We start from the raw sequence: 26,981 nt of genomic DNA, 5'->3' as shown, positions 1-26,981 counted from the left end.
ACCTACGCGGCGATGGCCGAGGCGCTCTCGTCGCCGAGGTCGACGTCGGCAAGGTCGCGCTCGCGAGCGCGCTCGGCGAGGTCGACCGTACTGCTCCCGGCGAGCTCGTCGAAGACGAAGGCGTCGCGGCTGGCGACGGTCAGGTGCGGGTTGAGCATCGGCGCCATCAGCTGCCACAGCGCGGAGCGCATCGGGCTGCGCCCGCCTGGCAGCGCCTCGCTCAGGTGCCGTGCGGTGCGCGCTGCGCCGAGGTGCTTGCTGCTCGAGACGCCGTTGGGGTCGAGCACGAACGCGGCGCCGAACCGCGCGAGCAGGCTGAGCAGGCCCCGGACCGGGTCGCGATGCTCAAGCGCCCGGGTCAGCTCCGCGTCGATGATCACTTCGGGGCTTCGCGGGGCCGTCCGCTCGCCCGCGCCGACTGGCTGTTGGCGATCGCGATCGGTCCAGCCGGCACCGAAGGCGATCACTTCGACGTAGTCGCGGGCGAGCAGGCGCATGAGGAACTCGCAGCCGGCGCGCACCTGAGCCTCGGTCGGCTCCAGCAGCTTCGCGCTGATGTCGAGACCGAGCGCGAGGTTGGCGCTGGCGGCCGCGTGGCGATCTCTCTTTGCCTTTGCGCGGGCCTTGCGGTCCTCCTCCTGAGCGGCCGCCACATCCTCGTCGGAGACGCCGGCGGCGGCGAAGTAGCTCTCGTCCTGGCCTGCGACCGTCTCCTTGGGCATCTGCTCGTTGATCAGTCCGATCATGAAGACGGGGTCGACGACCCAGATGCCGCGGGCGTAGTCGCGGCCCCGATCGAGCGTCCACGCGAACTTGCCGTTCGAGGCGCGGTCGCGAACGTGTTCGTCGACCACGACATGGGCGTTTCGCTCCCGCGCCTCTCTCGTCAGCTCCTCGAGCACCGTGTCGAGGGACTTCTCGCCGGAGCCGAGGAGGCCGCCGAGTCGTTCGCGACCGTCGTCGTCAAGGTGACGTCGGGCGTCGACCAGCAGCTGGGCTGCTTCGAGGTGGGCGCCCTCGTCGATGCGCTGGGCGTAGACCGCGCCATCGCCTTCGACGACGGTCCGGTGGACGAACGCGCCGAAGTCGTCACGCGCCTGGCGCTCGTGCTCGGCGCTGACGACGCGGTCGCCGACTGCCTGCGTCAGCGCCGGCGCGGTCGCGTTCATCTCGGCGAGCTGGTTGGCGAGCGTGATCGAGATCTGATCGCCGGACGGCTCCTTGGCCACACGGCCGCGCAGCTCCTCCGGCAGCGTGCATTGCCGGCGGAGGTTGTGGACGACGACCGGCGGGAGCGCGAGCTCGTCGCAGACGCCGAGGATCCGCTGCTCGTCGGGAAGGCCGCCCAGCTCCTTCCAGACATCGTCGAACTGGTCCTGCTGATCCTGCACCGTCAAGTCTTCGCGCGCGTTGGCGTGCGCCTGCAGCTGACGGATCTCGCGCGGAGTCGGCTCGTGGTCGAGCAGAATCACGCAGAGCGTGCCGATCGGCTTCAGCTCCTCGAACCCCTCACTGCCGGCGAGCTCGACGCTACGCCCGGCTGAGAGAAACCGGCGCTGCCCTTCGTAGAGCAGCACTTCGCTCGCACTGAGCCGCCGGCCGATCGCGGGGATCTTCTGCCCGACCGTCATCATCATGCGCGCCAGCCGGACCAGGCCGTCGTCGGATATCCGCTTGCGCGGGTTCGGCGCAAGTCTGATCTGCGCCAGCGGCACGGCTTCGATCACCTGATCGCACCGCTCCGCGCCGCCCGGCGACGTGAACAGCGCCTGGACACCGCCGCTCGGCGCCGCTCTGACGGTGGTTCTGCGTGTCAGGGTTCTCCGCGTCCCGCGTCTCGTTCGTCTCCGGGACGTGGTGCTCGCGGGTCTTGCCGTTCTTGCGGCTCTGCTGATCTTGGGCATGGTCTTCATCTCCTTGAACGGCGCGAAGGCCGCTTCGGGAAGGTCATCGGTGGGCGCGCGAGAGGGCGCGCCGGAGGCACGGTCAGGTCCGCTGGCGGTGCGGTCGCCGGGCCTGCGCCTCGAGGGCAGCGACGGTGTCCGCGGCGATCACGTCGAGCACGTCGGCCGGGTCGTCGATCACGCAGACACGGCTCGCTTCGACGCTCAGTGGCGCGATGCCGAGGGCGATGTGAATCGTGGGAACGCCGAGCTCGGCGAGGGCTCGGATCCGCGCGACGCCGGCCGCGGTGTCGTACCAGCCGCCGTCGGACAGGATGTAGAGCGCGCGCGGTCGGCGGGGGTTGGTGACGTCGAGCAGGTCGGTGACCATCTCGATCGTGTCACCGGCGAAGGCAGTTCCGCCGCCGGTTCTGATCCCCGGCACCTGCGGCATGGGAGCGCTGCCGTCGCAGAGCAGCGCCGAGCCGTTGCCGAACAGTCCGATCGGCATCTTGCCGCCGGCGCAATGCATCCCGGTCTGCAGCTCCCACGCGACGGGCCCCAACGCGTACTCGTACTCCCACATCGAACCCGATGTGTCGATCACGAGCCCGACATGCGGCTCCTCGATCGGCGCGTGAACGGCACGGCGGAGCTCCCACGGGCGTGCACTCACAGGCCGGCGGGACATGCGCTGGGCCCGGCCGCGCATGTAGCTGCGCGAGTTGAAGTGCCCGCCCGGCGTGCGCTTGTCGATGCGCTTCTGCGCAAAGGTGCGCGCTCTCAGCAAACGTGTCCCGAAGCGGCGCGCGATCGCGAGCTCGTCGGGGCACGGCGGGCGATCGACACCGCGATCTGGCAGCCGCCCCGTCGGAGCGCCCGTGCCACTTCCGCGTCCAATCGGCCGGGCCGCACTCGCCGGGTCCTGCAGCAGCTCCTCGAGGTCGACCACCTCGTTGAACTGCTCCAGTTGGCTCTCGCGCGCGCTGCTCAGCACCTCGTCCAACAGATCGCCGAGCGTCGCACGCGCACTCCCGCGAGAGTCGCCGTCGCCGTCGGCCTGGTTGTCGCCGTCGGCCTGGTTGTCGCCGTCGGCCTGGTCGTCGCCGTCGGCCTGGTTGTCGCCGTCGGCCTGGTTCTCGCCGTCGGCCTGGTTCTCGCCGTCGCCGTCGCGGTCGGCCTGGTCGTCGCCGTCGGCCTGGTCGTCGTCGTCGCCGTCGGCCTGGTCGTCGCCGTCGCCGTCGGCCTGGCCGTCGCCGTCGGCCTGATCGTCGCCGTCGCCGCCGGCCTGGCCGTCGCCGTCGCCGTCGCCGTCGCCGCCGTCAGCGTCCTGCTCGGGATCCCCGTCTCGTCCTCTATCGCTCCTGCGCTTCTGCCCAGGGCGTGGCGGCGGCGGGCCGATGATCTCCCGGTATCGGCGGGCCGCCGCGTCAAGCAGTTCGATCTCGCCGTCCGGGATCCAGATCAGCTCGGCGAAGAGCGCCTCGAGGCGCTTGAGATCCTCATCGCCGAGGACCTGTCGCCAGACCGGTTCCAACGGCGCCAGCTCGGCACGGTCGAAGGTGCCGTAGAGCGTGCGTGCGAGCAGGTAGACGACCGTTTGACCGCAGAGGTCGCGGGTCGGCTCGCCGAAGGCCAGCTCCTCGAGCGCGAGCTGGAACCGAAAGCGCGGCACGAGCACGTCGGTGACGGTCGCCTTCACGGCCGCCCGCACGAATCTGCCGCGGCGGCTGGCCGGCGGATGGTCGCGCGCGCCGTGGGCCTCCATCCGCGGCTCTTCGAGCAGCTCGCGGTCGATTCGGAGCTGGTCGTCCCGGAGCTCAGCGTCGTACTCCTTGACCCAGGTCTTCGTGTGCTTCGCGTGCCACGTCTCGTGGATCGCGGTGCCGAACGTCACGAGCACTCGGCGGCGTTCGATCCGGCCGGCCTGGACGTCCTCGAGCGTCGCGAACAGCTCGTCGCTGTCGAGGTAGACCGTGCGGGATCTGAGATCGATGTGACCGGGCGCGCTGAGGCCCGGCCCCATGAGGACCCAGACCGGGTAGAGGCGCTGCATGCTCAGCGTCATGCGGTCGGAGACCTCGCGCCAAACGGGGGGCAGCTGCCCGCGATGGGCAACGGCGCGCGAAAGGGATCGCATCGCGCTGTCACCCGGCAGCGACGCGGTCACGTCGTCACCGCCCGCGGGTATCCGTTGAGGTTGGCGATCGCGCTCGTCTCCGCGACGCGCAGGCTGCCGAAGCCGGCCATGTCCAGCATGCGGCAGACCGAAGCCGCTTCCTCCTGCTGGATGGCGCCGGTCTCGACCTGCTCGTGCAGGTTGGACATGAACAGCGCGAGCCCGGCGCGGGTGCCGACGCGTCTGGTCATGTCCCACAGCGCCTCGATGTCGCGGAACTGCGGCGTCCAGACAAGGCCGTCGTCGCCGGCGAGCCGGCGGCCGTCGAGCCACTTGGCCGCCTTGACGAGCTGCTCGTCGACGCCGAGTTCGCGCAGCCCGGTCCAGTTCGAGGTGACCTCGAGCGTGGCGGGGAACCGCGATCGCCACGCGTCCGGGATGTCGGTCGCGCCGACGAGGCCGGGGTTGTAGGAGAGAAGGACGCCGAAGCCGGGCTGGGCGACGACCGTCTCGCCGGTTGCTGGCAGGTACAGCGAGAGACGACCGTCGAGGGTGGCGTTGATACTCAGCAGCGCGACGTCGCGCGCGGTGTTGACCTCGTCGATCACGACGAGCCAGCCGTTGCGCATCGCCTGCACGAAGGCGGCGTCGACCATCGACACCGAGCCGTCTCTCAACGGCACGTAGTCGTAGCGGAAGAAGAACTCGTCCGAAGACGGGCCGGGCTGCAGCTCGACCAGCCCATAGAACGGGGTGCCGGCGCGGTCCTCGACATCGCGACCGGCATTCGTCCAGCGGTAGTAGGCGATCAAGCGGGCCACCTGGCTCTTGCCGGTCCCGGGCGGGCCGACGAGTCGCAGGAACTTCGAGCGCGATGGGTTGTCGTGGTCGAGCAGGCCGCTCGCGATCTCGTGAACGGGCGCACCGTGCAGCATCGGCGGGAAGATCTGACGCCCGTCCGGCAGCGTGATCGGATCACACGATCCTTCCAGCGAGATCTCGTCGAAGTCCGGCGGGCGCAGGTCTCCCTCGTCGGCGACTCCGTCGATAGTGCCGAGGGCTTTTCCAAGTGCGGTCATCGCACTCTCCCTTTGTGGTGCCGCGGCGCGATGGTCGCGGCGAGAGGTGAAGCGGTGGGCTCAAGCCCGCGGGCGCGGGCGAGCCGGTCGTCGTCGATGGATGAGACGCGTGCCCCTCGGTCGAAGACGGTTGGAATCTTGAGGTCGAAGTGAAGACGGACGACCCGAATGACACAGGAAGGAGGTGGCCCGACCAAGTGTGCTGATCCAGATTCGCCGCAGCGGCATCTATCTAGGTGTGAGCTTCCTCCCGCCCACTGGCAGCGACCAGCCTCTGCTGCCCGAGACCGGCACTGCGTCGGCTCAGGTCCACGCGCGGGCGCATGATCGTGGCATCAAGACCGGCTCAAGACCCGACGCACCCGACCACACGTATGAGCTTCTCCTCGCAGCACGTCGAAGCGAGGTCGAGCTGCGCGGACGCGAGGTCGAGCTGCGCGCACGGGAGGTCGAGCTGCGCGCACGGGAGGTTGAACTGGGCGCACGCCAGATTGAACTGCGCGCACGCGAGGTCGAACTGCGCGCACGCGAGACTGAGCTGCAGGTGCGTGGAGAACGTCGACGATGGATGATCGAGTGGGCGACGGTGGGCGCATTCGTCGTCGCGGTGGCGGAGTTCATCGGTTGCTCATGAGTTGGCGTTCGAACCAAAGACCGCCGCGGCGACGCGCAGCTTCGCTGCGGTGACGGCGCGGCCCTCGTCGTGCCGACTGGCAGCGACCTGAGCCGTGATCTCGCCGAGCTGGCTGGCGACCGCCGAGTCGGCTGGCCGCATCCCTTCGAAGCCGTCGAGCAAGTGGTGGCTCTCGGCGCCGCGCGGGGCGAGGATCGAGACGACGTGCTCGATCGCCCCGCCCTTGATGTACGGGTTGATCACGTCGATGACGGGACTCGTAGCGCCGGGCCGTGCGGCGCGCCCCAGCCGCTGCTCGAGTGGCGGGGTCGTCCAGGGGAAGTCGAGGTTGCAGGTGAGCGACGCCGTCTGGAGGTTATGACCCTCTTGGCCGACGGAGCTCAGCAGCAGCGTCGAGAACTCGCCGGCGAGGAAGCGGCGCTTGATCTCGGCGAACGTCTCGGGGTCGACCGATCCGTCGCCGACGTGAGCTTCGAGGCCGTGGCGATCGCGCAGGGTGCCGGCGAGCTGGTGAAGGCAGTTGACCCGTTCGGCGAAGACGAGTGTCTGCACGCCGCCGGCGGCCGCGTCGTTGAGAACTTCGGCGACCGCGCCGCGCAGCAGCGGCAGACCGTCGCCGCCGCCGCGGACAGCGGGCTCGACGAGGCCGTCGCGCGCGAGCGCGATGGCGAGCGCGGCTCTGGAGTGGAGCAGTGTCTCGGGGTCGACGGAGGCGTCGAGGAAGACGCCGACGTTGCCGAGGACGACGCCCTGGGCGCGCGCGATCTCGGCCAGCGCAGCTCTGTGAGCGGCCGACCCGGGTTCGAGCGCGCGTGCGCGGCGCAGCAGCGCGACGAGTTTGCCGTAGGCCCGCTGGCCGCCTTCGCGGATCGCCTGCAGCAAGTCGGCGAGAGCGCCGTCGGGCTCGACCGGCATCGCACGGGCGGGCCGCACTTCTGGCATCCACGGTCGCATGTCGTTCTTGGTGACGCGCACCATGTGCGGGCCGTAGCCGATCCGCACGCGATGGGCGTTCTCTTCGCGAACGAGGTCGCCGGCTTCTCGCACGTTGGGGCGCTCGTCGATCATCACCTCGTCGCCGATCGCGAGGCCGACGAGGATGTCGATCTCCTCGGAGCGTTTGGACTTCGGCGTGGCGCTCAGCAGCCAGCAGTCGAGGACCGCTCTCATGCGCAGCTCGCGCAGGCTGCGGTGCGCCTCGGTCGCCGGGTTGCGGTAGCTCTGTGCTTCTTCGACGAGCAGCAGGTGGTAGCGGAGCGCCGCCAGCTCGTGCGGGAACCGCTCGAGCATGCTCTTGGAGACGAGGAGCAGCAGCGCCTCGTCGCCGGCGTCGCGATCGGCCTGCTGGAGCTGCGCGGAGACCGAGCTCGCCTCCTCGATCGTCACGACCCGAACGTTCGGGGCAAGCGGCGGCAGGCGACGCTCAGGTGCGCCTCTGGTCAGCTCCTCACGCCACTGTGGCAGCAGCAGCGCCTGCGCGACCAGCATGCCGCGAAAGCGCGGCGTCGTGACCGCGCGATGGTAGATCGCGCGGCCGGCCATGATCGTCTTCCCCGTCGCCGTCTGGCTGGCATTGAGACCGGAGCCGAGCACCATCAGGGGCGTCACCGCCTGTTGGCGGCCCAGCAGGATCGGATCGTCGGCGAGCGGTCTGGCGAGCGACATCGCGATCGTCTCGACGGCTGTCGGGTCGAGGGAGACCGCGGTGCCGGCCTGCTTGAGCGCGCGCAGCTGCGGGATCGCACGGTCGACCGCAAGCCGTCTGCTGGTCGCGGTGAAGATGGCAGCCGTGGTGATCGTCAGCTCACCGGGCCGACCTGCCATGCGCCCGACCCGGACTCTGCCGTCGAGCGCCTCGGTCGCGGCCTGCCCGAGGACGACGGGCAGCTCTCGCTGAGCGGCGACCGCGACCGCTTCCCCGAGCGCCATCGCACGTCCGGGGCTGCCGTCCTTTCTGCTCCCGGCGGCGCCGCGACCGAGCAGCCGGTTCGGGAACTGGCGCGCGTGATTGGTGACCACGGCGAGGTCGACTGCCTCGCCGAGCCGCCGGACTCGGATGCGACCCCATTTGTCCCGCGGATCGACGACGGGGCCTACGTTCACGTCCAGGTCAGCTTCGTCGAGCAGCGCATCCTTCAGCTGCTCGGGAGTCCGCGGCGGACGGCGGAGCTGGTAGAGCGGCACGGTCGGCGTCTCGAGGACCTGCTGGTTGATCGCGTGCAGCAGATCGTCAGAGTTCAGGCGGGGTATCGCGGCCTTCTGCAGCGACTTCTCGATCGCACCTCCGAGCTGAAGGATGAGACGGATCATGTCGGCGGAGAACGTTGGTGTCAGCGCCCAGCCGCCCCGGGTGCCGTCGACCGGGTGCAGGAAGACGCCGACCGGCCGGTCGACCGCCTCGACGATTCCCATCGAGTTGGTGACCGCCTCTCCCCACCGGGGGCTACCGATCTGCCAGCAGCGGGGATCGAGCGCGTCGAAGCGCTCGGCGGAGACGAGGGCGTAGCGTGCGAGGTCGTCGATGGTGTCGACGTCGAGTCTGTGCCGGCGGGCGACGGCTCGCGCCTTGTCCCGCTCGTACGCGTACAGCTGTGGGTCGTCCGTATCGATCGTCGCGGCAAGTGCTGCCTTGAGGCGCTCGTCGAGCGTCTCGGCGGGAGTCGTGATGGTCGCCCAGTCGAGCCCGGCATCGCGGTCGGCGACTCGCTGTTGTTCGATAAGCCGTACGCGTGCTTCCTCGCTGACCTTCCGGCCCGCCAGCTCGATCCCGTGGCGCTGGAGCACGGCCGAGACGTGGGCGTCGCGAGTGCTCCACGTCGTCGCGTCGTTGGGGTCGACAGACTGGTTCTCGGCCAGTCGCTGACGCGCATCACTGCTCAGTGGCGGCAGGCCTCTGCCGGCGTTGGCGCCGAGGCAGCGCAGCAGCTGCTTCCAGGCGTCGGTCGTCTTCGCCTCGCCGCGCTCGAACAAGCGAGGTTCCGACTGCTGATCGCGCGGCCGGCGGGTGATGTCCCACCAGTCAGCGGCACGCGTCCTCGTGTTGGTGTCGGTCATGAAGACCTCCTTCAGGTCGGTTGGAACGGCGACGGAAGTCGCCGAGATGCGGTCGTCAGCCGGCCACGCCGGCTTCGACGAGGAAGCGCGAGGGCCCGGCGGAGGCGCGGCCGCCGCGCTCGTTGACCCGCGTGAGGATCAGGTGTCTCATGGCGCGCGTGAAGGCGACGTAGAAGACGCGCCGCTCCTCCTCGAGATCGGCCGGATCGTGCGACTCGATCGAGCGCCAGAGCGGCGTCACGCGCTCCTCGCAGCCGAGCACGACGACCAGCTGCGCCTCCATCCCTTTCGCGCGATGCACCGAGGAGACGTCGACGCGGTCGTTGCCGTCGAGATCGCGGTCTTCCTCGAGCATGACGCCCTGGACGAACCCGGCGACCGTGGCGTCGGTATCCGCGACGCGGTAGGAGCGCGCGGCTTCGTAGAGCGACTTGAGGTCGGCCAGTGCTTCTTCGGCGTCCGTTCGACGCGCGCTGCGCTTCTCGCCTCTGACGCTCGCTGTGTGGTGCTCGACGAGCCCGCCGGGGATTATCAGCGCCTCCTTGACGACGTCGTCGATCGGCTTGCCCGCTGCGGCGTCGAGCCGCAGGCGGTCGAGCTCGTCGGCGAACCGCACGAGTGCCGCCCGCGTGTCTCTGCGTCGCACGACACCGTCGCCGGCGAGCGTCCGGCATGCCTCGATGAGGTCCAGATCGCGCTCGCGCGCGATCGCGACGACCTGCTCGACGGTGGCGTCGCCGACGCCACGCCGTGGCGCCTGGAGCGCGCGCTGCAGCGCCCGCGCGTCCCGTGGGTTGGCGAGCAGCTCCAGGTAGGCGAGACCGTCTCTGACGACTGCCCGCTCGTAGAAGCCGAGGTCGCCAAGCACACGGTGTGGGATACCGGCTTCGGTGAGCTCACGGCGCATCGTCTTGGTCAAGTAGCCGCTTCGGGCGATGATCGCGATCTGGCCGCTCGGTACGCCCGCGGCCATCGCCTCCTGGATCCGTCCGCGCACCCACTTTGCTTCGGCGTGCTCGTTGGCGAAGGTCGGCGTCTCGATCGTCGCCCCAGCGCCCTTGTCGGAGACGAGTGCCTTGGGCACCCGTTGCTGGTTGTGCTCGATCAGCGTCCGCGCGGAGTTGACGATCTCGCTGTGGCTGCGGAAATTGCGGCCGAGGACGACGGCCTGGTAGTCCGGGAACCAGTTGCCGAACCTGAGCGTGCCGTCAAGCTCGGCGCCGCGCCAGCGATAGATCGACTGGTCGTCGTCGGCGACGGCGGTCACGTTGCCGCCGGGACCGGCGAGCAGACAGACCAACCAGATCTGCGCGAGGTTGCAGTCCTGGTGCTCGTCGACCAGCAGCCACGGCCACCGATGCCGCAGATGACGCAGGACGAACTCGTTGGCGCGCAGCAGCGAGTACGTGAAGACGAGCAGGTCATCGAAATCCAAGGCGTTGCTGGCGGCGAGCTCGGCGTTCGTCTCGCGCCAGAGCATCGCGATCGCCTCGCGCGCCGGATGGCGGCTTCTCTCGGCGTAGCTCTCCGGCGAGAGAAGCCGGTTCTTGCCAAGCGACATCACCCGCAGCACCTCGCCGACGGCGCCGCGGCCGTGCGCCTCCAGCTCGTCGCGCAGGTCGGCCCGCTCGCTGCGCGCGAGCAGCTGCTCGACGACGCGGCCGACCGTCTCGGGGTCGTAGATCGTGAACGCCGAGGTGCGGCCGAACATCGCCGCGTACTGCCGCACGACCTGCGCGCACATCGAGTGGAAGGTCCCGACCGTCAGCCCGGCGACGCCCTCGCGACCGAGCATGCGCGGATCGGCGAGCCGTCTGCGCATCTCCAGCGCGGCGCGGTTGGTGAACGTCATCGCCAGGATCTCCGACGGTCTGGCCGTGCCGTCCTTGACCAGGCGCGCGATGCGGCTGGTCAGCGTCGAGGTCTTGCCGCTGCCGGGGCCTGCGTTGACCAGCAGCGGTCCCCTGCCGTGCATGACGACCTGCCGCTGCTCGGGCGTCGGCGCGAACTGGCCGGGTCGGTGAAGGGGCTCAGCGACGCTCATCGAGATCGCCGTCCTCTCCGACCAGCTCGCCGTCCTCGTCGAAGAGCTCGGCGGGCAGCTCCTCGGGGTAGCCGGCCTCGTCGCGCGCGAGCGCGTCGAGGACCTCGGCCGGGTCGATCGCCTGCATGCCGAACTCGGCCGCCTCGCCGTCGAGGTAGACGAACTCCTGCTCGAACTCCGGGTCGTCGTAGATGCTCATGATCGATGCCTCCGTGGGGATTGGGTTGTCGAAGGACGAGGCGGCGTCACGCGCCGCGCCGGCGCCGCGGCGCGGGCCGTCGGCGTCCGCGCCGGCTGGATCCGGAGGCGGTGAGCTCAAGCAGCTCCTCATGGCCGGCGAGCCGCACGACTTGCCAGCTGCGGCGCACCGCGCCGTCGCTGGCGGCCGCGATCTGCTCGTTGCAGTGCGTCCAGCGGCCGCAGCCGCGTCTCAGGACGTCGCGCAGCGTCCCGACCGTGACGGCCCCGCCGCTGGCATCCAGGGCGTGTCTCAGCGCAGCGCGGCGATCTGGTGCGGCGGCGCCGGCGTCAGCGCCGAGCGCGAGCATCGTCGGCGTCTTCAGCGCGGCGGCGCGCAGCGCACTCAGCGTCAACCAGCTGAGCCGCTCTCGCTCGTCCTCGGCTCGGCGGGCACAGCCGACGAAGAGCGGCACCGTCGACTCGTCGGCAACCAGCGCGTCGCACACCCACTCGGCGGAGACGGCCCGCAGCGCCTCGGCCGCCACCAGCTCCTGCTGAGCGAGCGTCAGATGGTGATGCTCGGCTCTCAGCCGCGCCCGCGTCTGGAGCAGCTCGTGCTCGACGGCGTCAGGGATCGGCGAGGTCATCGTGGGCGTCGCGATCATCGCGACCACCTCCTTCATCGCCGCCGTGATGGCGGCGGTTGCGGTAGATCAGGTAGCCCGCGTCGGCGCACGCAACGGGCGGCACGTCGGCGAGGGCAGGCTGGGTCAGCGCAGCCGGTAGCCGACGCCGCGCACGGCCACGACGAAGTCGTCGCCATCACGGGCGAGCTTGCGTCGCAGGCGCGAAGCGTGGTTGTCGAGCGTGCGGGAGCCGGCGCGGTCGGCATCCGGCCAGTCCCAGACCGTTGCGAGCAGCTCCTCGCGGCGCTGCGCGACGTCAGGGCTGCGTGCCAGCGCGACGAGCAGCTGCAACTCGATCGGCGTCAGCGCCAGCGGTTCGCCACGGAGGCGGACATCCCGTCGCTGGCTGTCTATCGCCAGCGGCCCGACCCTGAGCCTCGGAGTGCGCGCTGCGCTCCGTCGGAGCAGGGCTTGGACGTTCCAGAGCAGCTCGACGTAGTCGACGTCCACCGGCAGCGCAGCCTCCGCTCCGGCCATCAGCGCTCGGATGCGGGCCGTCTCACCGTCGGGTCCGGAGTCGCCCGTGAGTGCGAGGACGCTGCACGCCGGCGCGAGCTGGGCCACAAGGGCACGGTGATGCGGTCGATTGCTCGCGACGTGGACGATCGCGACAGCGAGGTTGCCGGCGCCGGCGCGGGCGACCAGCTCCCCGGCGTCGTCGATCAAGACGATCTCGTAGCCGTGCCCGGCAAGTCGTTGTGCCAGCCGCCGACACCGGTCGGTGGCGAAGACGGCGATCGCGAGCGAGTTCGTGACCGCCGGCGGCGCGGTGGTCTGGGTCATCGAAAGCCTCCTGAGCCGCGCGAAGCAGCCCCGTTCGTTAACGACGAAAGAGGCCCGCCGCCCCGAACGGGACGACGAGCCTCGTCAACACCTCCGGGCGGCGTCGCCGCCGCTCCAGAGCACTCCTGATCGCGATGGGGTCCGGGCCGCGGCGAGCAGCCGTCACCTGCGAAGACAGCCGCCGACGCGACGGCTGAATCGCCGCACCCGGTCTCGCAGCTCGAAGACGCAGAGCTGAACGCGCCGCAACGCGCTCCGCCGGCACCTCGTCTGCCTCAGAACGGCCCGGACCGTCCGGTGGAGCTCATCGGCCTCGAACTGAGTCGAGATCGCGGCGTCCGCGCCCGCCTGGATTGCGACAGCGCGGTCAGGGAATCCCGCGGCGCGCGGAGCGCCGGTGGCGACGATCACGCCGCACGACTCGACCAACGGCGAGATCACATTCCGGAGGCCGGGCTCCTCGGCAGGCCACTCGACGATCGCGAGATCGACAAGGCCGTTGCCGGCGTTGGCGTGCAGCTGGCCGACGTCGTCCATCACGATGACGTCGAACCCGCCGCTGGAGAGCGGCTCGATGAAACGACGGCAGCAGCCGTCCGCGAAGACCGCGATCGTCCGCTCCCAGCCAGTCAGCTTCCTGTGCATAGTCGGTCCTCCTGGGCCGCTCAGCGGCCCGCTCGTTAACGACGAAGCGCCCGCCGACCTGGGGGCCAGCGGGCGCATCTCCTCGGACGGCGCTGAGCGCCTATGTGATGTGACTAGCCGCGGTGACCGAACCGCTCGACGACGAGCGCCTTCGCTGCGCGGAAGTCGGCGCCGCGGAGCGCGGCACCGGTCGGACCGCCGAGCAGCATGGAAGCGAGGTCGTAGATCGACCCCCCGCGCGCGCAGCCATGGCACCACCAGCCGATCGACGCGTCGTCGCCGACGTTGCAGCTGGCGTGCGCGTCGTCGTGGTCAGGCGCCGGACAGCGGACGAGGCCGCGGTCGGGCACTTCGACGCCGGCGAGGGCGAGGAAGTAGTCCGCCGGCGGGATCCGCTTGTACGGGTCGACGTTGGCGACCCAGCTGCCGACGCGGCGCGGCCGCCGACGACCTCTGAGATCCGGCAGACCGCCGACGAGGTCACGCAGCCGGTACGACGGGCGGGCGAGGTCGGCAGAGATGATGCGCGCGTGACGTCCGCGCTTGTAGTTGACCGTGCCGCTGAGCCGCATCAGCCGGCCGCGGTCGACGCACGCCTGGTCGGCGCCGAGCAGCTTCGGCCGCCCGCCGACCTCAGCCCAGCGGCCGACGCGGCGAACGAGCCGCAGGTGCGCCCGCTCGATCCACTCCTGCACTTCGCCGGTCCGCGGATCGACCATCCTCGCCGGAAGCGGCCGGTCGAGCTTCCAGTAGGCGTGCTCACCGCCGGAGCCGGCCGACTCGACGCGCAGGTGCGGCGGCCGCTCGAGCAGCAGCTCGTAGAGCCGCGGCAGCGCCTCCGGCAGGTCGACGTCGAGCCACAGCCAGCTGGTCGACGCGACTGCTGCCTTCCCGCCGGAGGGCTCGCTGCGCACCGACGGCACGACGGCGACCTCGGTTCGAGGTCGCGCGGCGATTGCGGCAACGCGGGCGAGCGTCTGGTCGAGCCAGATCGCATGGTCGCCAGCACGCGCCCCGCCCGGAAGGAACGAGTCTTCGTCGTCGCGGCTGGACCACCGCGTCTTGCCGCCCGGCGGGCGACGACCGCAGCCGAGCTCCATGATCCCGTCGCTGCCGCCATGCAGCAGCGAGAGATGCAGTCGCCGGTGCCGCCACGCCGGCATCTCTCCGTCATAGACCTGGCCGCCGGGCAGCCGGATCTGGCACGGCAGCTCGACTTCGGCCGTCGGATCGTCGCCGACCGCGACGGCGGCTCGGCGCGCACGTTCTCGCGCCGATGAAGCAAGGCGTGGAGCAGTCGTGACGGACAAGGTCACCTCCTTTCGCTCAGAGTCCTTCGATGTCGATCGGGTCGATGCCGGCCGCTCGAGCGACGCGGACGGCGTCGTCCACCGAGATCTCGGTGCGGTAGCGAGGCGGGTAGAACCGCTCGCCGCGTCGACAGCGCGGAGTTCTGATCCGACCGATCAGCCGCGCGACCTGCGTCGCGTCGCCGAACGGCGGGTCCGCGCGCCGCGCGATCTCCGACAGGCTCAGCCCACCTCGCCGCATCGCGTGCTCGACTGCGAGTCGAAGCGGGCCATTCGAGATCGTCTCGTCCGCCTGATCTCCCGTCAGCGCCCGTCTCAGCGCCTCGCGGTCGACGCCCGCCTCGCGCGCCGCGCGCCGCAGCGTCGTGCCGCTCCGAACAAGCTGGAGCGCCTCGCCGCGGCGCCGGTCCCGACTCCGTCGAGCGCAGGTGCCGCAGCCCGCTTGAGGTGGGCTACCGCAGATCTCGCAGCGACGCCCTGCGGACCCGGTTGAAGACACGACCTCGACCGACATGCTCTCGCTCCCTCATCGCGGGCTGATGACGGGCACGTCGCAGCTCGCGAGAAATCCACCCCGGCGGATGCCAGCTACAGCAGCTCGCGCACCTCCATCCGAGCGACATCGCGCATCACGATCGCCCGCCGTCCGGCCCGGAGATCTCGCGCGACGAACGCGAGCGCCTCGGCCCTCGTGAAGCCCTGCGCGAGCCGCTGGTCGAACCGGCGCTGCGCCTCTGCGCGACGAGCGCCGACAAGCTGGTTGAGCCGGTCGGCGCGAACGGCGGCGCGCTCGTGCTCGGAGAGGAGCGCGTCGGAAACGGTGGGAACGAACATGAGGACCTCCAGCGGTTGGATTCACTCGAGCCGCAGGTGCGAGAACGAGCCGTTCCGATCGCGGTGAAGACGTCCCGGAGCAGAGCCACAGCCGCACGACGATCGACATCACGAGGACGAAGACGAGACGTGCGACGAGAGGCGGAGCCGATGCTGCGGGCGACCTATGTGGATGAGCCTGTGACGCTGGCGAGGCGAGCTGACGGGATGCCGTCACGCAATCGATCAGAGCCGGGGACTCTCCTCCGGTTCTGCGATGACAAGGCCGCCGATGTGGCTGATCGTCTGTGCCACAACGAAGTCACCGTGTTGATCAGCCCTGAGACGACGTCCGCGCCGCTGGCGGGAACCCCGTGGCCCAACGCGTTTCGCGGCTTCCGCAGACGCTTCAGACGGCCGTTTATCGAAGCCTGCGACCGAACCGCTGCCAGATCGGTTCGGTCGCAGAATTCGCCGCCACAGCTGGCGAAACGGAGGAGCGAGGATTCCGACCGAACCGGCACGACACGCCGCATCGAATGGCGGTTCGGTCACCTCGCCTTCGCGTACGGACTGCCACGAGCGGGCAATGGGTCAGCGGCAATACGCATCCGACCGAGAAGATCCCTCTGCCGACCACCGTTCTGTTGACACGGCGGCCGCTGAGCCACCACAGATGAGGCGAACACAAGCCGTCCCCGTCCTCTCGTCAAACAGGCCGAAACAGAGCGGTCGGCGAAGGTCGCGCCTGCGAACGCAGCGACGCTGAGGCAGCAGTCGATTGGAGTCGAAGTGTTGCCTGCTCCGACTCGCTCTACGGAGCCGCGGCCCTGAGACCGCGGTGACGCTCGGTTCACTCCGCCACGACGAATCCCAGCGACGGGCTTCAACGGAACCGCGGTCCAGCGCCGCGATGGCTCGACGATATAGACGCAGTTGCCCTGACGATCTATCACGCTTCAACGGAGCCGCGGCCTGGCCGCGGTGTGCCGGCTTGCCACTCCTCCGTCGCCAGGCAGCGAATGCTTCAACGAGGCCGCGGCCTCGAAGGCCGCGGTGAGGACAGGTGGCTCGCGGGAGTGGCAGGTCGATCGCCGACGCTTCAACGGAGACGCAACCAGCAGGCCGCGGTGACTTGAAGCGCCCGGCGCGGTCGGTGCGCACCACGTCGCTTCAACGGAGCCGCAGCCCTGAGTCCGCGGTGATCGTTGTACGGGTGGCCGCCGTTCGGCCAGCCCTCGCTTCAACGGAGCCGTGGCCAGGAGGCCGCGGTGACGGCTCGCAGGATACGGCCGCGATCTGCAGCGGACGCACCTCAGCGCTCGCTCGCGTCCGAGATGAGCACCGGCGCGGCCCTTTCACGGGGTCCGGTTGTCTAGGACCGCTCATGGACGCAACGACGGTCCGTCACTTGGACGCCCGCTCGACGACGCCGGATGCCAGTTGTGCTCGAGCCGGCGCTGGCTCCAGCATCGTCGCGCCGCATCACCTCCTCCCCGCACCGGCGGCGATCTCTTCGCCCCAGCGGTAGACGGCGATCATGTTGTTGAGCGGGATGGCGCGGGCGCGGTAGACGCGGTCGATGCCGCGGCGGGACAGATGCGTCAGGTCGGGCTCGTCGGCGTGCACCTCGGCCAGGCTGAAGAGCGTTCGCAGGCCGCTCAGGCCGACCGCGACCCGCCACCGCGGCCAGGAGAGCACGTCGGAGCCGCTGGCCAGCGGTCCGCCGACCATGCGTGTGCGACCGCGCATGACCGGCACCGGCGGCAGCGCGACGATGCCGTTCCAGATCAGCGCATGCAGGAGTGGCGAGTAGGCGTCGATGCTCGCCGGGTCCGGTCCGGTCGTGCCGCCGAAGGTCTGCACTTCGGGCACGAGACCGAGGCCGAGTCCTTTCGCGTCGGTCCGGAACGTCAGACCGTCCCGCAGCTCGGCGGCGAACTCGTCGCCGGCGAAGCGTCGCGGTGGCTTGAAGGCGCTTGTGAGGTCGGACTTGACGCCGCGCAGCAACCGGCTGCGGGCTGGGAGCCCCTCGCTGTCGAGGACGCCGTCGGTGACGATCGCTCGCAGTGTCGCGGCTTCAAGTTCGGGTGCGGCGGCGACCATGTCGCGGAACGTCTGAAGTGGCTGGCCGGTCGCCTTCAGGAGCGGCTTCAGCGCCTGCGCGCCGTTGCGGCTCCCTCCGGGCCAGTCGACGCGGCTCTCGTCGGGCCACGGCGCGTCGGCGATCACCGCCGCGACGCCGTCGGCGTCGAGGTTCGTCTCGATCTGGAGCGCCGCCCGTCCGGCGCGGTCGACCTCCCACCGTGCGGCCGCTTCCTCGCCCGCGCCTTCGAGCAGCGCGAGCAATCCGGCGGTTGCGATCGGCATGTACGGCGCGTGCGCCTGCATCCACTTCAGCGTGAGCGCCATCACTTCCCTCTCGACGAGACGACGCGATCGGCGAGCATCAGCACCGCCTCCAGATAGGCGGTCCCCCATGCGCCGTAGCGCTGGTTGACGCGGCCGAACCGCCTCAGCCATTCACCGTCGGCCCAGCCATCGTCGTCACCGCGGAGAACACCGTTGATCCCGTGGACCGAAACCCGGAACGGCCCTGGCGTAGCGCCGCCGTCCGCGACGGAGGGACGCTCGCGATCGCGGCCGTGATGAGCGCCGACGAGGTGGAGCGTGAGGTCGAGGTCGACGCCCTCTGATGGCACGAACTGTCCTGTGCTGACCGCGTCCTCGAGGATCGCGACCGATGCGCATTCGTGATGCCAGCCCCGCGGCAGTCCGGCGAGATGGGCCGCGATCCGGGCTGTGCCGCGGTCGCCGGTCCCGAACTCGCTCTTGGCGATCGGAGCCGCACCGATCGCATGCACTCCACCGCGCAGAAACGCCTGGAAGCGGGGGTCGACCTTGCCGAGATCGTGTGCCTGCGCGGCGAGCCGCAGCGAATCGCGAAGCGGCGCTGCCAGTCCCAGCGCGCTCGTGTAGTCGTCGACCTGGTCGCGGACGTCGGCGAGATGAGAGCGCAGCGTCGGCGGCGCGAGGTCACCGGCCCCCCGGCGGTCGGCTCGCTCGAGATCATCGGTGGGCACCGGCACGAGCACCCAGCTCCGTTCCAGCGGCCGGGCGCGCGCGGCGGCGTCCCATGCCGGGTCGTCCTCGTGCGCATTCACAGAGGTCGCATCGTCGGCCGCCTCCCCCTCGGCGTCGCCGGGCTCGTACTGCGGCAACCCGTCTGACGCGACCACCCCGATCTCGCGCAGCACGAGCGTCGCGCCGACCCCCGCCAGCGCATCGGGGGCGAGCGAAGCAAACGCCGGATGCGAAGGCAGAAGGTCTGCAAGGGCGTTGACCAGATCCTCCAGTGCGGTGTTCCGGTCGCTCGTGCCGCGAGCCCTAACAATGCGGTCGGCGGCCCTCCGACATGCGGTCGACACCCGTCGCCAGCTCCCGACGGTGAGCGGTCGTCTCGGCGAGCGACCGAGTGCCGCGCTCAGCGCCTGCGGGTTGAGCCGGACCGGTGCGGGCAGCCGCGGTCGGTCGCCACCGTCGACCTCCTCATCGAGCGCGACCGCCTCGCGTACGTCACCGGCCTGGTCGTTCCAGGGCAGGCCGTCGACGATCGGCTCGCGTCTCGCCGGCAGCATCACGATGTCGCCGGCCTTGATCTCCCACGGCCGGATCGTCCTGCGTCCGCCAGCGTTCAGCACGCCCTCGCGCAGCTCGTCCTCGTCGAACGGGTCATCCCCGACGAGCACCTGATTGCCGCGCAGCACGATGAACGGCAGCTCGTGGGCGGCAGCGGCGTACGCCGGCGGCGCCGCCGTCTGCGACCCGCCCTCGACGTCGCCGTCGCCGTCGCCGAGCGCGACTCTTCTCGCACCCGCCGACGACCCTGCCGGGAAGCTCGCCGCGATCAGCGCACGCGCCGCGACGTCGCTGAGCGTGAGCAGCTCATCGCGCTGCGGCGGGGCGGCAGCGAGCAACAGCTCGCGGTACCCGTTCGCCGCCGCGCCGCTGCGCTCCGGCCGCAGGTCCGCGCGCCAGCAGACGGAGACGTCGGCATCAGCACCGCTCTCGACGCCACGCCAGAAGACCTCGGCGTCGACCTCCTGCCAGTCGCCGAAGTCGCGGGCGGTGTGCGACAGCAGCTCGACGGTCTCGGGTGCCAGGAACGGCGCGCCCGGCGGCGCACTCGCCTGCGGGTACGGTCGCAGCGCCTCGAGCGCCGCGACCGAGACGTCGACGCTGCCGTCGCCCAGCAACCCTTCGAGCATGCTCCATGCCAGCGGCTCGTCCTCTCTGTAGAGCCACGGCTGCGGGTCGCGCACGATCGTCGCGTGCCCCTCGCGAGCCGGCCGGCCGCCGCGGTTGAGCCGCCCGAGCCGCTGGACCAGCGCGGCCGCCGACGCTGACTCGGTCACCATCGCGTCGACGTCGGCGTCGAGCCCGACCTCGAACGTCTGCGTGGCGACGCAGACCACCCGCTTCCCGCCTGCGTCCGGATCGAACAGGCGCGCGCCCGGGCCGTCGAGGAAGTCGTGACGGTCGATGGGGCGCTGCGGCCCGACGAGCAGCCCGCACGCGACCTCGTCGCCGTCGAGCGCTGCTTCCAGCTGCCGATGGACCTCGCGCGCGCGACGGACCGTGTTGACGACGCAAGCGACGGTCGACGCCCCGCGCTCGACGTGCGCGAGCGTCTCACGCACGAGCGCGGCCGCCCGCTCACGGTCGTTGACGTCGCCTGGGTCAACCAGCGCCGCCCGCTTGACGGCGTGCAGACGCCGATGCAGCTCCGGGTCGGCGCGATCGCCGTCGGTCAACGCGACGACCTGCTCAGGCGCAACGCCAGCGGCCGGCGTCGCGGTGATCGTGATCGATCGCAGTCCGGGCAGCGCCGGCGCCTCAGGTGCGGCGAGACGCAGCTCCCGGATCCGATTGACGCATTGCCGGAACGGCTCGGCGAGATGGGCCTCGTCGAGGCAGATCGTCGTGTCGACGGCGGCCAGGCCGGCCTCCAGCGCGCGCGACGCCGCGCCGACGCCGTAGCCGCGGAACAGCAACCGTGACCCGATCTGCCCGACGGTGCTGGTGATGATCTGCGGCTGCAGCGGGCCGTGCAGCGCGCGTTCCGGGTCGATGCCGCCACGCCAGCGCGTCGCGACGAGCGGCACTGCGCCCTGATGGGCGAGACCGGCCAACGCGGTCGCGACCGGGTAGAGCGCGGCCTCCGTGTCATCGCGCGCGGCGGCCAGCGCCACGGCGACGCGCGTCGCGTGCCTGTGGACCTCGTCGACGAGGATCCGGCGGTCGATCGCCCAGACGATCCGCACGCCGACGGTCCGCTCCACTGCCGGTCGATCGGCCTGCATCGCGAGCGCCCAGAGAAGCGCATCGACCGTCGCGGTCTTGCCCGCGCCAGTCGGGACCGCGATCACAGTCGGCGGCTCGCCGGCCGCGCAGCGCTGCGCGAGGCGCTCCTGCCACGGATACGGATCGTGCCCGTGGATGGCCCTGAAGTACTCCGCGAACGAGATCACGCCGCCCGCTCCTGCTGCGTGATCGCCCACGCCTCCTTCTCGGCCGGAACGCACAGCCCGAGCCCGAAGTGACGTGCCTTGCCGAGCAGCAGCGGACCGGCGACCGGACGCTCGAACGTCAGCGCGAGATGATCCGCCGGCCCTTGCACCGGGCCACGCCAACGCTCAGGAACCTGTCCGGCCGAGACCATGCGCCCGGCCCCACCGCGCCGTCCCGGTCCGCGCAACACCGCGACGGACGACGGCGTCGGCAACCCCACGTGAGCGCAGTCGGCAGCGACCTGGCGCATCAGCCCCTCGGCACCGCCCTTGCGCCAGCGGGAGTGAACGACCGGCGTGACAGTCACCCAGTGCCGCGACGGCCGCGCATAGGAGGCCGGTTGCAGCGTCACCTTGCGCGCGTCGTCGGCCGTCGGGAGCGCCAACCGCACCAACCCGGCTCCCGGGATCCGCACATCCGGTCGCGGCGTCGCGTCATCAGCGCCCAGCAGCGCGCGCAGGCCGCGCACGACCGCAGCGCGCTGTTCGACCAGGTCAGCGACGCGCCGCTCATGCGGCAGCACCAGCGCCACGCCGAGCACGCGACCGGTCGGGTGCGGACCCCACACGAACGGGAGCGGCACGACCGCGCAGTGCGGATCGGCTCCACGGGCGGTGAGGATCGCCGGCGCCTCCTCGACCGTTCCCTCCGCGCCGTAGCCGCTCAACAACGCGGTGCGCACCGCGCGCGCCAGAAGGTAGGCCGCCGGCGCCTTCGGCCGCAGCTGCGAGTTCCCGTCGTCGATTGCCAGCACGATCATCTCACCCCACCAGCGCGGGTCGACAGGGCGTGGAGCCGGTCGCCACCCGGGCCGCACGTAGCGCACCGACTGGCCGATCGCGATCTGCGGGATCAGCCCCGTCGGCTGAACCCTCGCCCGGTCGCTGCGTCGCGCCGCCTCGCGGCGGTCGAAGCCATCGAGCGTGGCGCCATCCGGCACGCGCACCGCGATCCCGTCGCCGGCCTCTACGCCTGCCGGCCGCCACACACGTTCGCGCATCGGGTCCTCATTGCCGGGCGGATCCGGCGCGACGTGGACGAGCGCCGGCGAGCGGCTCGTGCCGACGAACGTGACGTCCGCCGCCAGGGAGCGCAAGCGCTCCAACTCCTCGCCGGTCAGCTCAAGCTCGTCCCACACGAGGTGCACCGGTCGATCTCCGATCGCGACCCCGACCTTGCTGACCTCGGCGCGCTCACGCCCGAGGTTGCGCGGCGAGACGCCGCGTCCGGTGTCGACGTAGTTGCGCGGTGCCCACCGCGTCGCGCCGCGCAGCCGCACCGCCGCCGCGGCGTCGCGGTTGGGCTCGCCGACGCCAACGCTGTCGGGAGCCAAGACCCGCGGCGGCGGAGCGTCGCACAGCCGCTGCAGCAGCGTGCGGTCAGCCGCGAGGTCGCCGCCGTGCCGGCCGTGCGCGGCGGCGAGCAGCGCACCGAGCAGCCGCAGCGGGCTCGGCGGCCACTCCGGCTCGTTTGGTGACGAGCCAGACTGAGCGTGGTAGACACCCAGCGGAAAACGAAGCGTGAGTCGCACCATCAGCCGCGCTCACCCAGCCTTCGCGCTCGCGGCGACCGCGTTGTCTACCAGGCCGTTCAGCATCGCACCCGCTCTGAGGTGGACGCTGCGATCAGCGACCCCGACGCGGGCGACCGCGTCGTCCAACAGCGAACGCGCGGCGTCGGGAGCGAGCGCGAACCGCTCCCGTCTGCCGTCGGCGCCGACCAGGTCGAAGCACATCTCGGCGCGCGGGACGAGCGCGCAACGGGCACGCAAGTCCCAGCCAGCGGCCCCGCGCAGCGTCAGCGCGTAGAGCCCAAGCGCCGCGAGCAGGACGCGCGTCTCCGTGTTGTCGTAATGGGCGAAGCTGAGCCGGCGCAGCGCCGCGAAGGACAGGAAGCCGAGGTAGCGCGCCTCGGTGATCACGACGCCGCCGCGGAAGCCGACGGGTATCTTCCCGGCCGTTCTTGCCGGCTCGTGGTCGTAGGGGATCTGCTGCTGCGGCGGGATCGAGCTGAGCCCCTGCTCGGAGAGCCGTCTCGCACCTCTGGGCAGATCACTCGCCTCACCGAGGTTGAGCGGATCTCTGCGCGCAGCGAACTGCGCCTGCTCGATCGGCTTCAGCCCGATCAGGCTGCTGGTCAGCGCACGCCCGATCCGCACCTGACCGTGCGGTCCCTTCTTTTGGGAGTCCCAGACGCCGAACAGAAGGTCGTGCGACGAGGTCTCCAACAGCGGATCGAGCGCCGCGGCATGCGCCAACGACAGCTCCAGACCTCGCTCGCTGGCATCGAATCGGCCGCCGCCGCCCACGGGCTCACTCAGCCGCAGCCACGCGTCAAAAGACCGATGGGGCATCTCAAGGGTTGTGATGGTGATCGCTTCGCCGTCACTCGGCTCCACGGTCGTGCTCGACACCGGCAGCGGGTAGCGTCCGGCGCGATGGAGGGCGAGCAACACCTCCTCGAGCCGGTTCGCCGCCGAGCCGACGCTGTCCAGCTCGATCGTTCTGCACGGCTCCCCGTCGATGTAGCGATCGTGGATCTCCAACCGCCCCTCGTACGAGGGCGGCTGGACCGGCAGCCCGCCGGCAGGTTCGAGATCCTGCCGGACCTCGATCCCAGCGGGACGAGTCGCCGATGGCTCATCGGAAAGCCCGTCACGCAGCGCTGACAACAAGTCCACAGTCATACGACACCTCCTGGTTCGGTTTCATCGGCCGCCAGCAGGCGCCCGTTGCGTTCTACGTCCTTCGACGGAGCCGAGCGACCGCCCGGTGGACCGTGCGCGCACGACCAACAACGCCAACCAACGACGTGCTTCAACGAGGCCGCGCCACAGAGGCCCGGTGCTGGTTTGAACAGACCATTCACGTCATAGGTAGGTGTCCTTGGGCGCCTACCTGCATCAGTAAACGGTATCGTTTCCGATACCGTACGACATCGCTTCCGCCGCCGCAACCCCAACCCACAACAACAGGGCCAGCTACCGTCAGACGCTGGAAGCCCAGGCCCGATCGCTGGCTGCAGTACTGGTCAGCAGCGCCCCGGCCTTCGCTCCTTGACAACTCGATAAGGCGAGCGCGGTGGCGACCGGACCTGCTACCTGCTCGCCTACGACATCCGCGAGCCGGGGCGGCTGCGCGGGTGCATCACGTGGCGAAAGACTTCGGCGAACCCGCCAGACTCCTGCGCAGCCTTTCACCGTGACCCTCCGGGCCGCAGCTCCGTTGAAGTCGCTCCAGGCCACGCTGAACGACATCGAGATTGGAATCCTCACCGCGGCCTCCGGGCCGCGGGCTCCGTTGAAGCATGACGGCGCCGGCCGCGGCTCCATCCAGGTGACGGCTCACCGCGGCCTCCGGGCCGTGGCTCCGTTGAAGCGCGTTCGCCCCAAGGCCGGTCATCAGAAGATAATTCGCACCGCGGCCTCCGGGGCCGCGGCTCCGTTGAAGCCCCCGGGACATACGCGAGCTGATCCACGTCGCGTCGCTCGCCGCCGCCTCCGAGCCGCGGCTCCGTTGAAGCAGGTGCGCCTTGTCGTACGGGTCGATGCGCGCGACCTCACCGCGGCCTCCGTGCTTCGTTGAAGCAACGAGGGCGGCGCGAGAATCATCTTCTCGACGCTCCTCACCGCGGCCTCCAAGCCGCGGCTCCGTTGAAGCCACCACGCGCTCGTCCTCTACCGCGAGGGCGTCGCCTCACCGTGACCTCCGGACGGCGGCTCCGTTGAAGCGAGCAGCACGGCGTCGAGGTGCCGCAGTTCTGGTCCCCTCATAGCGCCCTCCGGGCCGCGGCTCCGTTGAAGCAGCCAGTCGATCCACTGTTCGGTCGTCATGCGTTCTCACCGCGGCCTCCGGGCCGCGGCCCCGTTGAAGCAGCGCCTCCTGCATGTCACGGATGCCGGCGGCCGACCGCTCCCCGCGGCCCTCCGGGCCCGTGCCGGCTCGTCGCGCCGCCGACTCGCCCGCGCAGCCGCTCTACGCCTCCAAGCCCGGTAGCCGGGTGACCAAGCGCGGCGGCCGCGTGGTGGCGATCGAGGACGGCGAGGAGGTCGCCTCTCGTCGCCTGCTCGATGTCTCGCACGTCGCGGTCTTCGGCAACGTCGACGTGGGGAGTGCCTTGCTGCGCGCCTGCTTCGACGCCGGGATCCCGTCCTGTGGCTGACGATGGGCGGCTGGTTGAGCGGCTTCGCGAGCGGCATGCCATCGAAGACCGTGCTGGTCCGGATGCGACAGCACCGGGCGGCGGCGATCGGCGCCGGCGAGTTCGCATCGGCGTTCGTCGCCGGCAAGCTGCGCAACCAGCGGACGTTGCTGCGCCGGCACGGCGGTACCGGGGCACGCGACGCCGTCGCGCAGATCGGCCGGCTGGCAAGAACGGCTGAGGAGGAGCGGGACCCGGCGTCACTGCTGGGAATCGAAGGTACCGGGGCGCGGCTCTACTTCGAGCGGTTCGGCGGACTGCTGCGCGGTCGGGAAGCCGCGACCTTCGCGTTCGAGGAGCGCAACCGCCGCCCGCCGCGCGATCCGGTGAACGCGCTGCTGTCATTCGTCTACGCGATGCTCGTCAAGGATGCGGTGACCGCGCTGCTGGCGGCGGGACTCGATCCCTACATCGGCCTCTACCACCGCTCCGGCTTCGGCCGCCCCGCGTTGGCGCTCGACTTGATCGAGGAGATGCGTCCGCTTGTCGGAGACTCAACGGTTCTGATGCTCATCAACAACGGCGAGGTGAGCGGCGGCGACTTCGTCACCCGCGCGGCCGGTGTCGCGTTGACAACGGCCGGGCGGCGGAAGGTGATCGCCGCCTACGAGCGCCGCGTGAGAACCGAGCTGAGACATCCCCTGTTCGGCTACCGGACCAGCTACCGTCGGGCGCTGGAGACCCAAGCCCGGCTGCTGGCTGCCGTGCTGGTGGGCAGCGCTCCTCCCTACCGTTCCTTGACAACTCGATAGGGCGTGCGGTGGCCGACCGGACCCGCTACCTGCTCGCCTACGACATCCGCGAGCCGCGGCGGCTCCGCCGGGTGCATCGCCTGGCGAAGGACTTCGGCGAGCCGCTGCAATACTCGCTCTTCGTCTGCGATCTCACTCGTGTGGAGTTGTCGCGGCTCAAAGGTCAGTTGCACGAGGCGATGAAGACGACCGAGGACAGCGTCAGCATCTTCGACCTCGGCCCGCCCGCCACCCGCGGCGTCGAGTGCATCGAGTTCATCGGCCGCCGCAGAGACCTCCCCACCGACGATCCGACGATCCGGCGATCTGGTGATCCGCCGCACCCGTGCGACCCCGCGCGAGCGGTCGGGGTGCGGTCCTTTTACCCGGGGAGCGCTCGCACCACCTATTCCCCCTGCAAACGAAGCCTTCCGCAGCTGCCATAGCCGCGCATCGCTACCCGACACACCGCTGCAAGTGACACCTCTCGCAAAGGCCCGCAAATCCCCTGCAAATACGGCTAGGATTTCGCGAGCCCTCACCGCGGCCTCCGGGCCGCGGCCCCGTTGAAGCCCGAGCTGGAGGGACACGACCTCGTCGACCCCTCTCACCGCGGCCTCCGGGCCGCGGCCCCGTTGAAGCCCGAAGAGCCTCGACGTCTCCAAGGCGCTCGATAGACTCACCGCGGCCTCCGGGCCGCGGCCCCGTTGAAGCAGTGCCGCAGATGTCACAACAAGTTCGACGCGGCGCGTCTCACCGCGGCCTCCGGGCCGCGGCCCCGTTGAAGCGGCCGGGGCTACGGCCTCCACGTCGCCGGCCTCCACTCACCGCGGCCTCCGGGCCGCGGCCCCGTTGAAGCCGGATGGTTGATGGCGAGATCGTTGTGATCGAGCAGGGCGCTCACCGCGGCCTCCGGGCCGCGGCCCCGTTGAAGCGCCGCAGCCCGGTCGTAGCGGCCGTCGTCGGCGAGCGCGACTCACCGCGGCCTCCGGGCCGCGGCCCCGTTGAAGCATCCAGCGATACGCCGCTGTGACCGGCATGGATCCGCTCACCGCGGCCTCCGGGCCGCGGCCCCGTTGAAGCGCGGTGCAAGTAGCCGTCGGGGGATTCGGAACTCACCGCGGCCTCCGGGCCACGGCCCCGTTGAAGCGCCTGCGCCCACAGCGCGCGTGCGACCGCGCGACCGTCTCACCGCGGCCTCCGGGCCGCGGCCCCGTTGAAGCGCGAACGCCCAGTGCCAGAGGATCAG

At 70.7% G+C, this 26,981-nt stretch carries 18 protein-coding genes, 1 pseudogene and 1 CRISPR repeat array (1 of these 20 running past the window's edge); of the genes and pseudogenes, 3 read left to right on the top strand and 16 right to left on the bottom strand.

Features of this window, described 5'->3' with window-relative positions; all coding sequences use genetic code 11:
- Positions 1–2 precede the first annotated feature (2 nt).
- From R7226_RS01560 to R7226_RS01550, 3 genes are all read right to left on the bottom strand, one after another.
- Entirely contained in the window at positions 3–1,727 is a 1,725-nt protein-coding gene (locus R7226_RS01560) for a hypothetical protein (protein WP_318595266.1), read from the bottom strand.
- A gap of 259 nt (positions 1,728–1,986) precedes the next feature.
- Positions 1,987–3,951 carry a vWA domain-containing protein gene (locus R7226_RS01555; RefSeq protein WP_318595265.1) on the bottom strand — a complete coding sequence of 655 codons (1,965 nt, stop codon included), beginning with the start codon at positions 3,949–3,951 and terminating at the stop codon, positions 1,987–1,989.
- A gap of 98 nt (positions 3,952–4,049) precedes the next feature.
- Positions 4,050–5,081, bottom strand: a complete 1,032-nt coding sequence (locus R7226_RS01550) for an AAA family ATPase (protein WP_318595264.1) — start codon at positions 5,079–5,081, stop codon at positions 4,050–4,052.
- Between the two features lie 199 nt (positions 5,082–5,280).
- On the opposite strand from R7226_RS01550, the gene R7226_RS01545 reads away from it, so the two are divergent.
- Positions 5,281–5,715, top strand: coding sequence for a hypothetical protein (locus R7226_RS01545; protein WP_318595263.1), 435 nt, complete (start codon positions 5,281–5,283; stop codon positions 5,713–5,715).
- Here the strand turns inward: R7226_RS01545 and R7226_RS01540 are convergent.
- The 13 genes from R7226_RS01540 to cas7g form a co-directional block, all read right to left on the bottom strand.
- Positions 5,710–8,769, bottom strand: a complete 3,060-nt coding sequence (locus tag R7226_RS01540) for a helicase-related protein (protein ID WP_318595262.1) — start codon at positions 8,767–8,769, stop codon at positions 5,710–5,712. The genes R7226_RS01545 and R7226_RS01540 overlap by 6 nt on opposite strands.
- Positions 8,770–8,824: 55 nt before the next feature.
- The gene (locus tag R7226_RS01535; protein WP_318595261.1) at positions 8,825–10,813 is read right to left on the bottom strand and encodes an ATP-dependent helicase; all 1,989 of its coding nucleotides are present in this window, start codon (positions 10,811–10,813) and stop codon (positions 8,825–8,827) included.
- Positions 10,800–11,012, bottom strand: coding sequence for a hypothetical protein (locus R7226_RS01530; protein ID WP_318595260.1), 213 nt, complete (start codon positions 11,010–11,012; stop codon positions 10,800–10,802). The genes R7226_RS01535 and R7226_RS01530 overlap by 14 nt, the downstream gene beginning before the upstream one ends.
- Before the next feature lie 46 nt (positions 11,013–11,058).
- Complete coding sequence (locus tag R7226_RS01525; RefSeq protein ID WP_318595259.1) at positions 11,059–11,658, bottom strand: hypothetical protein; 600 nt, start codon at positions 11,656–11,658, stop codon at positions 11,059–11,061.
- A 105-nt stretch (positions 11,659–11,763) separates the two neighbouring features.
- Entirely contained in the window at positions 11,764–12,462 is a 699-nt protein-coding gene (locus R7226_RS01520; protein ID WP_318595258.1) for a winged helix-turn-helix transcriptional regulator, read from the bottom strand.
- A gap of 162 nt (positions 12,463–12,624) precedes the next feature.
- Positions 12,625–13,107: a hypothetical protein gene (locus tag R7226_RS01515; protein ID WP_318595257.1), complete on the bottom strand. Its 483-nt coding sequence runs from the start codon at positions 13,105–13,107 to the stop codon at positions 12,625–12,627.
- A 113-nt stretch (positions 13,108–13,220) separates the two neighbouring features.
- Positions 13,221–14,417 (bottom strand): hypothetical protein, encoded by a 1,197-nt coding sequence (locus R7226_RS01510; RefSeq protein ID WP_318595256.1) that lies wholly within the window; start codon positions 14,415–14,417, stop codon positions 13,221–13,223.
- A gap of 16 nt (positions 14,418–14,433) precedes the next feature.
- A complete protein-coding gene (locus R7226_RS01505) occupies positions 14,434–14,931 on the bottom strand; it encodes a hypothetical protein (RefSeq protein ID WP_318595255.1) in 498 nt (165 codons plus the stop codon).
- 74 nt (positions 14,932–15,005) lie between these two features.
- On the bottom strand, positions 15,006–15,251 hold the full coding sequence (locus R7226_RS01500; protein WP_318595254.1) for a hypothetical protein: 246 nt from the start codon (positions 15,249–15,251) through the stop codon (positions 15,006–15,008).
- A 1,464-nt stretch (positions 15,252–16,715) separates the two neighbouring features.
- On the bottom strand, positions 16,716–17,642 hold the full coding sequence (locus tag R7226_RS01495) for a hypothetical protein (RefSeq protein ID WP_318595253.1): 927 nt from the start codon (positions 17,640–17,642) through the stop codon (positions 16,716–16,718).
- Complete coding sequence (gene cas3g / locus R7226_RS01490; protein WP_318595252.1) at positions 17,642–20,791, bottom strand: type I-G CRISPR-associated helicase/endonuclease Cas3g; 3,150 nt, start codon at positions 20,789–20,791, stop codon at positions 17,642–17,644. The genes R7226_RS01495 and cas3g overlap by 1 nt, the downstream gene beginning before the upstream one ends.
- On the bottom strand, positions 20,758–22,335 hold the full coding sequence (gene csb2, locus R7226_RS01485) for a type I-G CRISPR-associated protein Csb2 (protein WP_318595251.1): 1,578 nt from the start codon (positions 22,333–22,335) through the stop codon (positions 20,758–20,760). Before csb2 ends, cas3g begins: the two co-directional genes overlap by 34 nt.
- A gap of 9 nt (positions 22,336–22,344) precedes the next feature.
- Positions 22,345–23,487 carry a type I-G CRISPR-associated RAMP protein Csb1/Cas7g gene (cas7g, locus tag R7226_RS01480; RefSeq protein ID WP_318595250.1) on the bottom strand — a complete coding sequence of 381 codons (1,143 nt, stop codon included), beginning with the start codon at positions 23,485–23,487 and terminating at the stop codon, positions 22,345–22,347.
- A gap of 1,199 nt (positions 23,488–24,686) precedes the next feature.
- Here cas7g and cas1 point away from each other — a divergent pair.
- Together cas1 and cas2 are read left to right on the top strand one after the other, a co-directional pair.
- Positions 24,687–25,753 (top strand): annotated as a pseudogene (cas1, locus tag R7226_RS01470) (CRISPR-associated endonuclease Cas1).
- 8 nt (positions 25,754–25,761) lie between these two features.
- Positions 25,762–26,178 (top strand): CRISPR-associated endonuclease Cas2, encoded by a 417-nt coding sequence (gene cas2, locus R7226_RS01465; protein ID WP_318595246.1) that lies wholly within the window; start codon positions 25,762–25,764, stop codon positions 26,176–26,178.
- Positions 26,179–26,269: 91 nt separating this feature from the next.
- A CRISPR array of direct repeats spans positions 26,270–26,981; the repeat unit is 36 nt; unit sequence CTCACCGCGGCCTCCGGGCCGCGGCCCCGTTGAAGC (it continues 263 nt past the right edge of the window).

Origin of the sequence: Conexibacter stalactiti, from assembly GCF_033542075.1 — a bacterium.
GTDB lineage: Bacteria > Actinomycetota > Thermoleophilia > Solirubrobacterales > Solirubrobacteraceae > Conexibacter > Conexibacter stalactiti.
Note: the sequence above shows the minus strand (reverse complement) of the source record. Positions and strands in the feature narration are given on the sequence as shown.

What these genes read in the sequence shown, in the direction of transcription:
- R7226_RS01555 (WP_318595265.1), bottom strand. Translation starts at nt 3,951, where the DNA reads ATGACGCTGAGCATGCAGCGCCTCTACCCGGTCTGGGTCCTCATGGGG.
- R7226_RS01505 (WP_318595255.1), bottom strand. Translation starts at nt 14,931, where the DNA reads ATGTCGGTCGAGGTCGTGTCTTCAACCGGGTCCGCAGGGCGTCGCTGC.
- cas7g (WP_318595250.1), bottom strand. Translation starts at nt 23,487, where the DNA reads ATGACTGTGGACTTGTTGTCAGCGCTGCGTGACGGGCTTTCCGATGAG.
- R7226_RS01540 (WP_318595262.1), bottom strand. Translation starts at nt 8,769, where the DNA reads ATGACCGACACCAACACGAGGACGCGTGCCGCTGACTGGTGGGACATC.
- R7226_RS01535 (WP_318595261.1), bottom strand. Translation starts at nt 10,813, where the DNA reads ATGAGCGTCGCTGAGCCCCTTCACCGACCCGGCCAGTTCGCGCCGACG.
- R7226_RS01500 (WP_318595254.1), bottom strand. Translation starts at nt 15,251, where the DNA reads ATGTTCGTTCCCACCGTTTCCGACGCGCTCCTCTCCGAGCACGAGCGC.
- R7226_RS01550 (WP_318595264.1), bottom strand. Translation starts at nt 5,081, where the DNA reads ATGACCGCACTTGGAAAAGCCCTCGGCACTATCGACGGAGTCGCCGAC.
- R7226_RS01525 (WP_318595259.1), bottom strand. Translation starts at nt 11,658, where the DNA reads ATGATCGCGACGCCCACGATGACCTCGCCGATCCCTGACGCCGTCGAG.
- R7226_RS01495 (WP_318595253.1), bottom strand. Translation starts at nt 17,642, where the DNA reads ATGGCGCTCACGCTGAAGTGGATGCAGGCGCACGCGCCGTACATGCCG.
- R7226_RS01530 (WP_318595260.1), bottom strand. Translation starts at nt 11,012, where the DNA reads ATGAGCATCTACGACGACCCGGAGTTCGAGCAGGAGTTCGTCTACCTC.
- csb2 (WP_318595251.1), bottom strand. Translation starts at nt 22,335, where the DNA reads ATGGTGCGACTCACGCTTCGTTTTCCGCTGGGTGTCTACCACGCTCAG.
- R7226_RS01515 (WP_318595257.1), bottom strand. Translation starts at nt 13,107, where the DNA reads ATGCACAGGAAGCTGACTGGCTGGGAGCGGACGATCGCGGTCTTCGCG.
- R7226_RS01520 (WP_318595258.1), bottom strand. Translation starts at nt 12,462, where the DNA reads ATGACCCAGACCACCGCGCCGCCGGCGGTCACGAACTCGCTCGCGATC.